The organism is Streptomyces sp. NPDC006235 (assembly GCF_040613735.1).
GTDB lineage: Bacteria > Actinomycetota > Actinomycetes > Streptomycetales > Streptomycetaceae > Streptomyces.
This window is the reverse complement of record NZ_JBEXSR010000003.1, coordinates 230,944-243,670: the sequence shown is the minus strand read 5'-3', so window position 1 is coordinate 243,670 and position 12,727 is coordinate 230,944. Positions and strand designations below refer to the sequence as shown.

The following is a 12,727-nucleotide window of genomic DNA, read 5'->3' as shown; positions in this document are numbered from 1 at the left end:
GGATCAGTCCTGGTACGCCTTGGCCGCCGCGGCCTCCAGCTTCGCCGCGGTGCCCTTCGGGTCCGACGGGTCGCGCAGGAAGTCCTGGAGCAGCTTCCACTCGCCGGTGCCCTTGGTGCCGCCGAAGGCCGCCGGGGCCTGGTCGGACATGTCGAAGCGCACCGAGTCCCCGGCGTCGACGAGGGACTTGGCGGTGGCGCGGGTGACGTCGTCGCCGTAGGAGGCGAGGTCGAGCTTCTTGTTCGGGGAGAGGAAGCCGCCGGCCTCCGCCCACACGGCCGAGGCCTCGGGGGTCGCCAGGTACTCCAGGAGGGCCTGGGCCGCCTTCTGGTTCTTGCCGTCCTTCAGGACGACGGCCGCGTCACCGCCGCTGACGACCGGTGCCTCGCCGCCGGCGACCGCCGGGAACGGGAAGAAGTTCGCGTCCTCGCCGACCTTCTTGCCGAACTGGTCCTTGGCGACACCGGCGACGAAGTCACCCTCGTAGACCATGCCGGCCTCGGGCTTCGGGCCGAACACCTTCTCCACCGAGCCGGGGAAGTCGGTGTTCAGGGCGCCCTTCTGGCCGCCGGCGATGAGCTGCTTGTCCTTGAAGAGCTTGCCGAGCGTGGTGAGGGCGTCGACGACGGAGGCGTCGGTCCACTTCAGCTTGTGCGCGGCGAGGGCGTCGTACTTCTCGGGTCCGGCCTGGGAGAGGTAGACGTTCTCGAACCAGTCGGTGAGGGTCCAGCCGTCCTGCCCGGCGACGGAGAACGCGGCGAGGCCGGAGTCGGACACGGTCTGTCCGGCCTTGAGCATCTCGTCGTAGGTCTTCGGGGGCTTCACACCGGCCTGGGCGAGGGCGTCGGGGCTGTACCAGACGGTCGACTTGTGGGCGGCCTTGAAGTACAGGCCGTAGAGGGTGCCGTCGACGCTGCCGTACTCCTTCCACACGGGGGCGTAGCCGGCGTCGACGGCCTGCTCGGTCTTCTTGGAGAGCGGCTTGAGCCAGCCCTTCTGCGCGAACTGCTTGAGCACGCCGACCTGCGGGACCATCACGACGTCGGGGGCGTTGCCGCCCTCGATCTTGCTGCCGACGACGGTGGAGACGTTGTCGCCGGTGGACGTGAACTGCGTCTTGGCGCCGGTCTTCTCGGTGAAGGCGTCCAGCACCTTCTGGAAGTTCTTCTGCTCGGTGCCGGACCAGACACCGGCCACGGTGATCGTCTGGCCGCTGAGCGCCTTGTCGCCGCCGCCTGCGGAGACGGGTCCGCCGCCGCAGGCGGTCGCGCCGAGCGCCAGGACGAGGGCGGTGCAGCCGGTGAGCAGGGTGGTACGTCGTCGCATCATCGTTGATGTCCCTTCGGGGAATTGACCTGCGAGGTTGACTTGCGGGGCGGTCAGGAACGGATCCACCAGGCGGCCGTCGAGCCGGAGAGCACTCCGGGCGGGCAGGGGCCGCTGGCGAGCAGGGGGGTGCCGGAGACCGGCGCGGGGGTGGGGGCCGTACCGAAGTTGACGGCGCACACCAGGTCGTCGCCGCGGGTGAAGGCCAGGACGCCGGGCGGGGAGTCCAGCCAGCGCAGCGTGCCCTCGCCCAACTGGGGCAGGGCGGCGCGCAGTTGGAGGCCGTCGCGGTACAGGTGCCAGAAGGAGCGGGTGTCGGCGAGGGCCCGGTCGGTGGCGTACTCGGCGAAGTACTCCGGCTGGGGCAGCCACGGCTTGGCGCTCTCCACGCCCGGGGTGAAGCCGAACGGCGAGGCCTGCCCCGACCAGGGCAGCGGCACCCGGCAGCCGTCGCGGATGCGGGCCCTGTTGCCGGTGCGGCGGAAGATCGGGTCGGTGAGCACGTCGTCGGGCAGGTCCACGACCTCGGGCAGGCCGAGCTCCTCGCCCTGGTAGATGTACGCGGCTCCGGGCAGTGCCAGCATCAGCAGCGCGGCGGCACGGGCGCGGGCGGCGCCGAGTCCGCTGCCCTCGGTGGCGGGTTCGCCGTAGCGGGTGACGGTGCGGACCTGGTCGTGGTTGTTGAGGACCCAGGTGACGGTCGAGCCGGTGCCGGCGATGTCCTGCATGGCCTCGGAGATGACCTTCTGGAAGGCGTCCGGGTCCCAGGGGGCGCTGAGCAGGTCGAAGAAGAAGGCCTGGTGGAGTTCGTCCGGGCGGACGTACTGGGCGTGCTCGCGGGCGGTCGGGACGGAGACCTCGCCGACGAGGAGGCGTTCGCAGCCGTCGCGCTCGGTGTACTCCTCGCATATGGAGCGCCAGCGCCGCCACACCTCGTGCACCTCGGGCTGGTTCCAGGCGAGCGGGTTGACCGAGTCGCGGGTGCGGGCGTCGGCCTCCGGGTCGTCCGAGTCGGGCAGCTCCGGGTGCTTGAAGAGCCCGGCGGCGACGTCGATGCGGAAGCCGTCGATGCCCCGGTCCAGCCAGAAGCGGAGGATCCGGTCGAACTCGGCGGCGATCTCGGGGTTGCGCCAGTTCCAGTCGGGCTGCTCGGGCGCGAACATGTGCAGGTACCACTGGCCGGGCCGGCCGTCCGGCTCGGTCACGCGGCTCCAGGCGGGGCCGCCGAACATGGAGTGCCAGTTGTTGGGCGGCTCGGCACCGTCCGGGCCGCGGCCGTCGGCGAAGTGGAAGCGGGCGCGGGCCGGGCTGCCGGGCGGGGCCGCGAGGGCCTCACGGAACCAGGGGTGCTCGCTGGAGCAGTGGTTCGGGACGATGTCGAGCAGCACCTTGATGCCGAGCCGCCGCGCGGCCCCGACCAGCAGGTCGAACTCGTCGAGGTCGCCGAAGAGCGGGTCGACGTCGCAGTAGTCGGCCACGTCGTAGCCGTGGTCGTGCTGCGGCGAGGGATAGAAGGGGCTCAGCCAGATCCCGTCGACGCCGAGCTTCTTCAGGTAGGGCAGTCCGGCCCGGGCCCCGGCGAGATCGCCGATGCCGTCGCCAGTGCTGTCCAGGAAGCTGCGGACGTACACCTGATAGATCACTGCGTCACGCCACCAGTGGTGCCTGTTCAACCCATCGACCTGTCTCTGAGGAGGGCAGCGGTTATGCATGCATGTTAAGTAGGCGTGTCGAGAGGGTGTCAATGAAAAGGCAGAAGCTACCGCGGAGTTGAGGTGGCGGAATCCGGTTCATCTCGGACATATCTCACCTAGATGAGACGTCCGCGTTACCTAACAAGTAAGTAGAAGGCTCGCCGATTGCGCTAGCGGCGTGAGATGGCGGCGAGCTCGCGGGCCAGCCGGCGCACCGCCGCCGTGGGCGTCTCGTGACCGGACATCGCGTCGTGCACGACCGCCTGCACGACCAGACTGACCTGGTCGTAGCGCGGGCTCTTGGGGCGCGGGGCGGCCGTGCGCACGCTCTCGCGCAGGGTCGGCAGGTACGGGAACCTGCGGATGAGCGCGGGATCCTCGTAGAGATCGGCCCGGACGGGCGGCAGCGCGCCGCGCGTGAGGACCTGGCGCTGGACGCGCTCGCTGGTGAGGTACGCGATCAGGCGGGCGGCCGAGTCGGGGTGCCGGGCGTGCGCACTGACGGCCAGGTTGGAGCCGCCGAGGACGCTCGTCCCCGGCCCGTCCGGTCCCGGCAGGGGGACGGCGCCGACCTTCCCGGCGACCTCGGAGCCCGGGGCGGAGGCGCCGACGTAGGCGTACGGCCAGTTCCGCAGGAAGAGCAGCCGGCCGTCCTGGAAGGCCTGCTTGGACTCCTCCTCCTTGTACGTCAGCGCTTCCTTCGGGATCCAGCCCTCGCGCACGCCGCGCGCCAGGAAGCCGATGCCCTCGCGGGCCGCCGCCGAGTCGACGGTGACGCGCTCGCCCTCGTCACCGAGGATCGAGCCGCCCGCCGAGTAGACGGCTTCGGCCGCGTTGACGGTGAGGCCCTCGTACGGGAGGAACTGCCCGGCGTAGCCGTCGAGGCCGTACTTCGGGGCGATGGTCTTCGCGTACCGCTCCAGCTCCGCCCAGGTGCGCGGCGGCTCCACGCCCTCCTTCGCGAGGACGTCCTTGCGGTACAGGAGCAGGCCGGCGTTGGTGACGTACGGGACGGCGTACAGCTGTCCGTCGTAGGTCGCCGTGTCCACGACCGGCGGGAGGAAGGTCTTCAGCGGGAAGCGGTCGCGGGGCAGCGGCCGGATCCAGCCCGCCGCGGCGAACTCCGAGGTCCAGTTGACGTCGATGTTGAGCACGTCGAACCGGCTGCGGTCGCCGTCGCGCAGGTCGGTGGCCATCTGGGCCTGGGTCTCGTCGGCGGAGTCCGGCAGCTCGACGAGGGTCACTTTTTCGCCCGGGTGGGTGCGGTTCCAGCCCTCCAGCAGAGGACCGAGGTAGCCGGTAAGGTCTCCGGCGGTGGCGAGGGTGAGCGGTCCGCGGCCGCCGCCGGCGGGCTCGCCCGCCTGCGCTCCGGCGGCGACGTAACCGGTCAGGACCACGACGAGAACGAGAAGGCCCCTACCCGCGGCATGGATCCACCGCATAGGTTCCTCCCTGTACACCGGCGACGGGCACCTTCGCCCGGAACAGAGGCCATGTATACCTGTTAGGTATGGGCGATACTAGGGCCTGGAGCACATTGGACCGGACAGGAGGACTGCACGCGTGCGCCTGCCCCTCCTGGCCCTCCTCGCCCGCGGACCCGCCCATGGCTACGAGCTCAAGCAGGACCTTGAGCAACTGCTGGGCTCCGCGTACCCTCAGCCGAATGTCGGCCAGATCTATGTGACCCTCGGCCGCCTCGAGAAGTCGGGACTGATCGAGGGCGAGGACGTGGCGCAGTCCAGCCGGCCCAACAAAAAGGTCTACCACCTCACCGAAGCCGGGCGGGAGGCGCTGCGCGCCTGGTTCGAGGAGCCCGAGGACGAGCCGCGGGTACGGGACGAGTTCTTCATGAAGCTGGCGCTCGCCCCGCAGACCGGGCTCGCCGACCAGATCTCCCTGATCAACCACCAGCGGCGCCAGTACCTGAACACCATGCGGCAGCTGTCGAAGCTGGCCGCGGCCGAAGACCGCGACAACCGCATCGCCCACCTGCTGATCGAGGGCGCGATGCTGCACCTGCAAGCCGATCTCGACTGGCTGGAGCGGTGCCAGGAAGAGCTGGAGGAGCTGGAGTGAGCGACGACCGTCCCGCTCCTGTGCTGCGCGCCGAGGGGCTGGTGAAGACGCACCACGGCGAGGGCGCGCCCGCCCATGCCGTGCGCGGGGTCGACCTGTGCGTACGGCCCGGCGAGTTCGTGGCGATCACCGGTCCGTCCGGCGCCGGGAAGTCGACACTGCTGCATCTGCTCGGCGGCCTCCAGCGGCCGGACGCGGGCAGGATCTGGCTCGACGGCGAGTCCACCGACACCTACAGCGAGGCCCGCTGGGCGGTGGAGCGCCGCAAGCGGATCGGGATCGTCTTCCAGTTCTTCAACCTCGTGTCCAACCTGTCCGTCGCCGACAACGTGGAGCTGCCCGCCCTGCTCGCCGGGACCTCGCCGAAGCGGGCCCGGGCCGAGCGGGAGCAGCTGCTGGCCGAGCTGGGCCTGACGGGCAAGGAGCGCAGCATGCCGGGCGAGCTGTCCGGCGGCGAGCAGCAGCGGGTCGCCCTGGCCCGGGCGCTGGTCAACCATCCCCCGCTGCTGCTGGCCGACGAGCCCGCGGGCAGCCTCGACAGCAAGGGCACCCGCGAGGTGATGCGCCTGCTGACCCGCTTCCACCAGCGCGGCCAGACGATCCTGCTGGTCACGCATGACGCGCGGCTGGCGAGCGCCGCGGACCGGGTGATCAGCTTCTTCGACGGCCGTATCGCCGACGACGCGGAACTCGACGGCGGCACACCGCCGCGCCGCTCCGGCATATCCGGTGTGCTGGAACTCAGGGACTGACATGCGGGTGAAGGACTGACATGCGGGTGTACGACCGCTGCCCGGTGTCCGGGCCGAGGGGCTGAGGCCCGTGCGAGCCACCCTGCGCTGGGCGCACTCCGATCTGCGCACGCACCGCGGCGAGGCGCTGTTCCTCGTCCTCGCCACGGCGGGCATCGTCGCCTCCCTGCTGCTGGCCACGGCCCTGTTCGGGTACGCCACCAACCCCTGGCAGCGCGTGTTCACGCAGTCGCACGGCGCGCACGTGTGGCTGCACACCGACACCACGGCCGACACCGGGAAGCTGGCCGAACTGGACGGTGTCGACTCCGTCGCCGGCCCGTACCCCACCGCCGCCACGACCGTCTCCTCACGCGGCAGCCGCGCCGCCGTGGAGCTGCGCGCCACTGCGCAGCGGCCGTCCGTCGGCCGCCCGCCGCTCGTCTCCGGCCACTGGCTGGACCCCGCGACCCCGAACGGTGTGGTCCTGGAGAGCCGCCTCGCCCGCGCCCTGCTGGCCGAGCCCGGCGACACCCTCACCGTGCCCGGCACGGCCCGGGAACTGACCGTCGTGGGCCTCGCCGACAGCGCCGAGCCGCGCTACCGGCCCGGTGAACAGCCCGGCCTGGTGTGGGCGCTGCCGTCGGCCGTGCCGGATCCCGGCGGTCAGGTGATCGGACTGCGGCTGACGGATCCCGGCGACACGTCCTACGTCGTCCAGCGTGCCGTGACCGTCCTGGGCGCCGGGGTGATCGGGGAGGTGTCCACCTGGCAGCAGGCCCGGGCCGAGGCCCAGGGCGACAACCGGCTCCTCGGCCAGGTGCTGGGCCTGTTCGGGCTGGGCGCGCTGGTCGCCGCCGGGCTCGCCGTGCACGGGGCGATCGGCACCCGTATCCGCGGCCACCTGCGGGACCTCTCCGTCCTGAAGGCCATCGGCTTCACCCCCGGCCAGGTGGTCCGCATCTTCCTGCTCCAGCACCTCGCCTACGCCCTCCTCGGCGCTGTGGCCGCCGCCGCGCTGGCCGAGGCCCTGGGCAGCCGGATCCCTGGTCGGCTCGGGGACGCGGTCGGCGTGTGGCAGGGGCTGCCCGGCCACACCGTGGCCCTGTTCGTGATCCCAGCGGGCGCGGTGCTGTTCATCGGCGCGACCACCGGCCTGGCCGCCTGGCGGGCGGGCCGCGTCCCGCCGGTCCCGGTGCAGCGGCCCGCGGCGGCGCTCGGCGGGCGGCTGACCGGAGCGAACACGGGCCGGGCGTTCGGACGACCGAGCCCTGCGGCGGCTACGCCTTGCAGGCAGCAGACCGGGACGACGAGCCAAGCGTTGCGACCGCAGCCCCCAGCGGCTCCGCCGGGCGGACAGCCGACCGGAACAACGAGCCAAGCCCCCGGACCGCACCCCGCGGCGGCCACGCCTCTCGGGCGGCTGGCCGACGGCCTGCGCCGAGTCCTCGTACTGCGGCCCACACCGGCCGCACCCGACCGGCAGCCGACCGGGACAGCGGCCCAAGCCCTCCATCCGCAGCCCACACCGGAACCGCCTGTCGGGCGGCCGACCGGGCCAACGGGCCACGGCATCCACCCGCAGCCCGCAGCGGCTCCGCCCGGCGGGCGGCCGGTCGGCGGCCTCCGCCGCGCCCTCAGGTTGCGGCCCGCGGCCCCCCGTGCCGGTCAGCTCTCCGACCTGGCGCGCCGCGCCCTCGGGGCGGGGATTCCGCCCGCGTTGGTGCTCGGCTGGCACAAGGCGTTCACCCGCCGGCCCCGGTCCCTCGCCACCGTCTCCCGCCTCACCCTGCCGCTGCTGCTGATCGTCGTGGCGATGAGCGCGTGGACCACCATCGACCGCTTCCACAGCACGCCCGAGCAGGTCGGCCTGCCGACCGCCCTCAGCGTCCGCGCCGACGCCGGCCTGAGCGAACGGCAGGCCCGGGCCCTCCTGGAACGCGACCCGGACGTGGCCGCTGCCTACCCCGGCGTCGAGACGGCCGCCCTGGTTCCGGGCCAGACGGCGACCATCGCCCTGCGCGGCCTCGGCACCGACCAGGACCCCTACCCGTACACCCTGGCCGAGGGCCGCCCCGCCCGCGGTGCCGACGAGGCCGTGGCCGGGCAGGGACTGCTCGACCTGCTGGACGTGCGCGTCGGCGACTGGGTGCGGATGACCGTCGGGGACCAGCCGCAGATCCTGCACATCGTGGGCCGCAGCGTCGAGCCTGAGAACGCCGGACGGGTCATCTCCACGTCCCTCGACACCCTCCGCGCGAACGACCCCGGGCTCCGCCCCACCCTCTACGAGCTGCGTCTGGATCCCGGTGCCGGCCCCCGGGAGGTCGCCGACCGGCTGGCCACGGCCGGGCGCGGACACCTGGACGTGCACACCGTCACCAACCCCGCCGACGGGCTCTCCCCGCTGCGCGCCGTCATCGCCGGGCTGATCGCCGTCCTCGCTCTCATCGGGCTGATCGAGCTGCTGACCGCGATCGGTGGCACCGTCCGCGAAAGCGAACGGGACCTGCTCGCGCTGAAGGCCATCGGCCTGTCCCCCCGGCAGATCACGGCCATCACGGTCACGGCCACCGGCTGCACGGCACTGGCGGCCGTAGTCGCCGCCACCGCCCTCGGCCTACCGCTCGCCCACTGGCTGATCGACGCCCAGGGCCGGTCGAGCGGCATAGGCGCCGGCATCGCCCAGGGGCCGTCCGCCCCGCTGATGCTGCTGCTCGGTGCGGCGGCGGTACTCTGCGCGGCCGCCCTGGCCGCCGTACCCGCGGCCCGCGCGGCCCGCCGCCGGCTCGCGGACACGCTGAGCGCGGTCGCCTGACGCCCTGGCCCCCTCCGGGGGTCAGCTCCCGTAGGGGTGCCCCGAGTTGTACGGCGGCTGTGGGTGCGGGTGCGGGGCGTACGGGTGCTGCCCGCCCGGCGCGTAGGGCTGGCCGTACGGGTTCCCCTGCGGCGGCAGGTACGGCGACCCCGCCGGAGGCATCCCCGGGGGCATCCCCGGAGGGATCGGCGGGACCGGCCCGGGTGCGGGAGCCGGTGCCGGAGTCGCCGGATGGGCCTTCAGCCGGATCCCGTACCGCCGCTTGAGCCGCCCCATCTCCAGCAGCGCGATGGCGGTGACCGTCACCGGAGCACCCAGGATGAAGACGATCCCCAGGGTGAGGCTCAGCCCGTGCAGATCACCGGTGACGAGGTCCGGGACGGCCACCAGCCAGCTGGTCACCATGGCGAGCAGCGGCGGCAGACAGCGGTGCGTGGCGGCCGTGCCGAAGAAGTTGCCCGAGACCCGAACCGCCCCGTAGGCCGTGAAGATGAGCATCCACATCATCGTCAGGCCGACCCCGATGATCACGGCCGCGTTCGCCGACCCGTTCACGGTCTGCACCAGCCCGAGCAGAGCGGCCACGCACCCGACGAACAGCAGGAGCAGCAACAGGGAGTTGAGCAGCGGCACCCGCAGCTGCCGCACCGTGCCGCCCCGGCGCCAGACCCAGAGCATCACCCCGACCGTCAGCGGAGTGAGGAAGAGCAGGACGACGGAGGCCGTCATCGCGTTCTCCAGCAGCTCCGTGAAGTCGAAGCCGCCCTCGACGAAGGTGAAGACGCCGAGGGACGCGACCGCCCCGGCGATGACCCGGAACTTCTTCAGCCGCTCCACGGACGGATCGAGCGGCTGCGGTATCCACGCGGGATGGAACACCGCCCGGGCCACGTCCTGGGGCTTCAGGACGGACCGGACCGTCAGCGTGCCGCCTGTCCAACCTCCGCGTGTGCGTGCCACTTCGCGCTCCCCCGAGCACTCGCCGTGATGATCGACGCGGAGTCTACGGGAAGCGGAAGGGGCGCCGCCGGGCGGCGGGCGGACGACGCGCTGCCGTCCGCCCACCGCCCGGTCCTCGTCACTGCCGGCCGCGCAACTCCCGGTACGTGGCGACCAGGGCCTTGGTGGACGCGTCCAGGCCCTCGACCTCCGCGCCCTCGGTCAGCGCGGGCTCGACCCGCTTGGCGAGGACCTTGCCCAGCTCCACGCCCCACTGGTCGAAGGAGTCGATGTTCCACACCGCGCCCTGCACGAACACCTTGTGCTCGTAGAGAGCGACCAGCTGGCCGAGGACGGACGGCGTCAGCTCGGGCGCCAGGATGGTGGTCGTCGGGTGGTTGCCCTTGAACGTCTTGTGCGGCACCAGCTCCTCCGGCACACCCTCGGCCCGCACCTCCTCCGGAGTCTTGCCGAAGGCCAGGGCCTGCGTCTGCGCGAAGAAGTTGGCCATCAGCAGGTCATGCTGCGCCTTGAGCCGGTCACCCAGTTCACCGACCGGCCGCGCGAAGCCGATGAAGTCCGCCGGGATCAGCTTCGTGCCCTGGTGGATGAGCTGGTAGTAGGCGTGCTGCCCGTTGGTGCCCGGCGTACCCCACACCACCGGGCCGGTCTGCCACTCCACCTCACGCCCGTCCCGGTCGACGTACTTGCCGTTGGACTCCATGTCGAGCTGCTGGAGGTAGGCGGTGAACTTGGACAGGTAGTGGCTGTACGGCAGCACGGCGTGCGACTGGGCGTCGTGGAAGTTGCCGTACCAGATGCCCAGGAGGCCCAGCAGCAGCGGCACGTTGGACTCGGCGGGCGCGGTCCGGAAGTGCTCGTCGACGATCCGGAAACCGTCGAGCATCTCCCGGAAGTTGTCCGGGCCGATGGCGATCATCAGGGCCAGGCCGATCGCGGAGTCGTACGAGTAACGGCCTCCGACCCAGTCCCAGAACTCGAACATGTTGGCCGTGTCGATACCGAATTCGGCGACCTTCTCGGCGTTCGTCGACAGGGCGACGAAGTGCCTGGCGACGGCGGCCTGGTCACCGAGCGCGTCCAGCAGCCAGCCGCGCGCGGACGTGGCGTTGGTGACCGTCTCGATGGTGGTGAAGGTCTTGGAGGCGATGACGAACAGCGTCTCCGCGGGGTCCAGGTCCCGCACCGCCTCGTGCAGGTCGGCCCCGTCCACGTTCGACACGAAACGCACGGTCAGGGAGCGGTCCGTGAAGGCGCGCAGCACCTCGTACGCCATCGCGGGACCCAGATCGGAGCCGCCGATGCCGACGTTGACCACGTTGCGGATCCGCTTGCCGGTGTGGCCGGTCCACTCCCCGGAGCGCACCCGGTTCGCGAAGTCGGCCATCTTGTCGAGCACCGCGTGCACGCCCGGCACCACGTTCTCGCCGTCGACCTCGATCACCGCGTCCCGCGGGGCGCGCAGCGCGGTGTGCAGCACGGCCCGGTTCTCCGTGGTGTTGATCTTCTCGCCGCGGAACATGGCGTCCCGCAGCCCGAACACGTCTGTGGCGGCGGCCAGTTCGCGCAGCAGCCGCAGGGTGTCGTCGGTGACGAGGTGCTTGGAGTAGTCGACGTACAGGTCGCCGACCCGGAGGGTGTACGCGGTGCCGCGGCCGGAGTCGGCGGCGAACAGCTCGCGCAGCTGGACATCGCCCAGCTCCTCGCGATGCTTGGCCAGTGCCGTCCACTCGGGCGTCTGGTTGAGCCTGGTACGGCCGTCTGCGTTCATCTCGGGCTTCAGCCTTCTTTCCTGTCCTGCCTGCGTACCTTGCCCCGCTGCCGGTCCCAACTTAATTGATCAGCGCGTGACATCGGCTGCCGTGGCACCGTCGCCCGGCTCGACAACATCTACGTTCACGTTGAGCGCGGGTATCAGCGCGATGACGGAGAGGACGAAGAAGGCGGCTGTCAGCAGGGGCGGGGTGTTCGGCCCCCAGGCGGTGGCGACGGCCCCGCCCAGCAGGGCGCCGAGGGGCACGCCGGCGCAGGCCAGGGTGCGGAAGGCCGAGCTGACCCGGCCCAGGAGCTCGGCGGGGCTGCGCTCCTGCATCAGGGTCGTGGTGTTGACGTTCCACACCATGCCCATGAGCCCGAAGACGGCGAGCGCGCCCACGAGCACGGTCAGGCTGCGCACGGTGCCCATGACGACGAGGGCCGCGGTCTGCACCGCGCCGGCGAGCAGCACGGACCGCAGCCGGCCGAGACGCCTGACCAGCCGGCCGTTGACCACTCCCCCGGCCAGGCTGCCGAGTGTGAAGGCCGCTCCCGCCGCCGCGTATCCCGCGGGGCCCGCGCCGAGCCAGTCGGTGACGAGGACGACCAGCAGGGCGACCTGGGCGCCCATGCCGATGTTGCACAGGGCGGTCGCGGCGCACAGGCCGCGCAGGGCGCGGTCGCGCCACAGGGTGCGCAGACCTTCCACGATCTCGCGGCGCAGCGTGCTGCCCGACGGTCGCGGCGCGCGGTCGGACTCGGCGGCGGGCAGCGAGGCCACCAGCGCGGCGGCCACCAGGAACGTCACGGCGTCGGCCGCGAAGGGCACGGCGGCCCCGGCGGCCAGCAGCAGCGGCACGACGGGCCCGCCCAGCAGACCGCCCGCGATGCGCTGGCCGGTCAGCAGCCGGGCGTTGGCGCTGCCGAGGGCGTCCCGGTCGACCAGGGCGGGCAGCAGGGCCGTGGCGGCATTGTCGAAGAGGGTCTGGAGGGTGGTCAGGGCGAAGGCCAGCACGATGAGCAGGCCGATCGAGGCGTGACCGAGAGCGACGGCCACCGCGAAGGCGGCGACCAGCAGCCCACGTAACGCATCCACCCTCCACATGGCCCGCCGCTGGTCCACGCGGTCGGCGACGGCCCCGCCGAGCAGGCCGAAGACGATCCAGGGCAGATAGCCGCAGGCCGTGACGGAGGCGATGAGCAGCGGCTCGTCGGTCAGCGTGACGGCGAGCAGGGGCATCGCGGCCGTACGCAGCGCGTCACCGAAACTGGACAGCACGGCGGCGCTCCACAGCCGTCCGAACCCCCCGTGCCACGCGGGCGCGCGCACGCTTCCCACCTCGACCGTCGCCACTGTCCCCCCT

General features: G+C 72.1%; 9 protein-coding genes. 3 read left to right on the top strand and 6 right to left on the bottom strand.

Annotated features, from left to right (window positions below):
• Window positions 1-3: 3 nt before the first annotated feature.
• From ABZ192_RS05185 to ABZ192_RS05175, 3 genes are all read right to left on the bottom strand, one after another.
• A complete protein-coding gene (locus ABZ192_RS05185) occupies window positions 4-1,329 on the bottom strand; it encodes an ABC transporter substrate-binding protein (protein ID WP_356923165.1) in 1,326 nt (441 codons plus the stop codon).
• Between the two features lie 50 nt (window positions 1,330-1,379).
• The gene (locus ABZ192_RS05180) at window positions 1,380-3,038 is read right to left on the bottom strand and encodes a glycoside hydrolase family 13 protein (protein WP_356923164.1); all 1,659 of its coding nucleotides are present in this window, start codon (window positions 3,036-3,038) and stop codon (window positions 1,380-1,382) included.
• Window positions 3,039-3,190: 152 nt separating this feature from the next.
• Window positions 3,191-4,462 (bottom strand): ABC transporter substrate-binding protein, encoded by a 1,272-nt coding sequence (locus ABZ192_RS05175; RefSeq protein ID WP_356923163.1) that lies wholly within the window; start codon window positions 4,460-4,462, stop codon window positions 3,191-3,193.
• Between the two features lie 121 nt (window positions 4,463-4,583).
• Between ABZ192_RS05175 and ABZ192_RS05170 the strand changes: the two genes are divergently transcribed.
• The 3 genes from ABZ192_RS05170 to ABZ192_RS05160 all read left to right on the top strand — a co-directional run bounded on the left by ABZ192_RS05170 (window position 4,584) and on the right by ABZ192_RS05160 (window position 8,648).
• Window positions 4,584-5,099 (top strand): PadR family transcriptional regulator, encoded by a 516-nt coding sequence (locus tag ABZ192_RS05170; RefSeq protein ID WP_356923162.1) that lies wholly within the window; start codon window positions 4,584-4,586, stop codon window positions 5,097-5,099.
• Window positions 5,096-5,851 (top strand): ABC transporter ATP-binding protein, encoded by a 756-nt coding sequence (locus ABZ192_RS05165; RefSeq protein WP_356923161.1) that lies wholly within the window; start codon window positions 5,096-5,098, stop codon window positions 5,849-5,851. The genes ABZ192_RS05170 and ABZ192_RS05165 overlap by 4 nt, the downstream gene beginning before the upstream one ends.
• Window positions 5,852-5,921: 70 nt before the next feature.
• Window positions 5,922-8,648, top strand: coding sequence for an FtsX-like permease family protein (locus tag ABZ192_RS05160; protein WP_356923160.1), 2,727 nt, complete (start codon window positions 5,922-5,924; stop codon window positions 8,646-8,648).
• A 21-nt stretch (window positions 8,649-8,669) separates the two neighbouring features.
• On the opposite strand, the gene ABZ192_RS05155 is transcribed toward ABZ192_RS05160, so the two are convergent.
• From ABZ192_RS05155 to ABZ192_RS05145, 3 genes are all read right to left on the bottom strand, one after another.
• Entirely contained in the window at window positions 8,670-9,608 is a 939-nt protein-coding gene (locus ABZ192_RS05155) for a hypothetical protein (RefSeq protein WP_356923159.1), read from the bottom strand.
• Window positions 9,609-9,726: 118 nt separating this feature from the next.
• Window positions 9,727-11,379, bottom strand: a complete 1,653-nt coding sequence (gene pgi / locus ABZ192_RS05150) for a glucose-6-phosphate isomerase (RefSeq protein WP_356923158.1) — start codon at window positions 11,377-11,379, stop codon at window positions 9,727-9,729.
• 69 nt (window positions 11,380-11,448) lie between these two features.
• Window positions 11,449-12,717, bottom strand: a complete 1,269-nt coding sequence (locus tag ABZ192_RS05145) for an MFS transporter (protein WP_356923157.1) — start codon at window positions 12,715-12,717, stop codon at window positions 11,449-11,451.
• Between the last annotated feature and the right edge of the window lie 10 nt (window positions 12,718-12,727).

Excerpts from the sequence above, each read along its gene's own strand:
- ABZ192_RS05175 (WP_356923163.1), bottom strand. The coding sequence starts at position 4,462 with ATGCGGTGGATCCATGCCGCGGGTAGGGGCCTTCTCGTTCTCGTCGTG.
- ABZ192_RS05180 (WP_356923164.1), bottom strand. The coding sequence starts at position 3,038 with ATGCATAACCGCTGCCCTCCTCAGAGACAGGTCGATGGGTTGAACAGG.
- ABZ192_RS05185 (WP_356923165.1), bottom strand. The coding sequence starts at position 1,329 with ATGATGCGACGACGTACCACCCTGCTCACCGGCTGCACCGCCCTCGTC.
- pgi (WP_356923158.1), bottom strand. The coding sequence starts at position 11,379 with ATGAACGCAGACGGCCGTACCAGGCTCAACCAGACGCCCGAGTGGACG.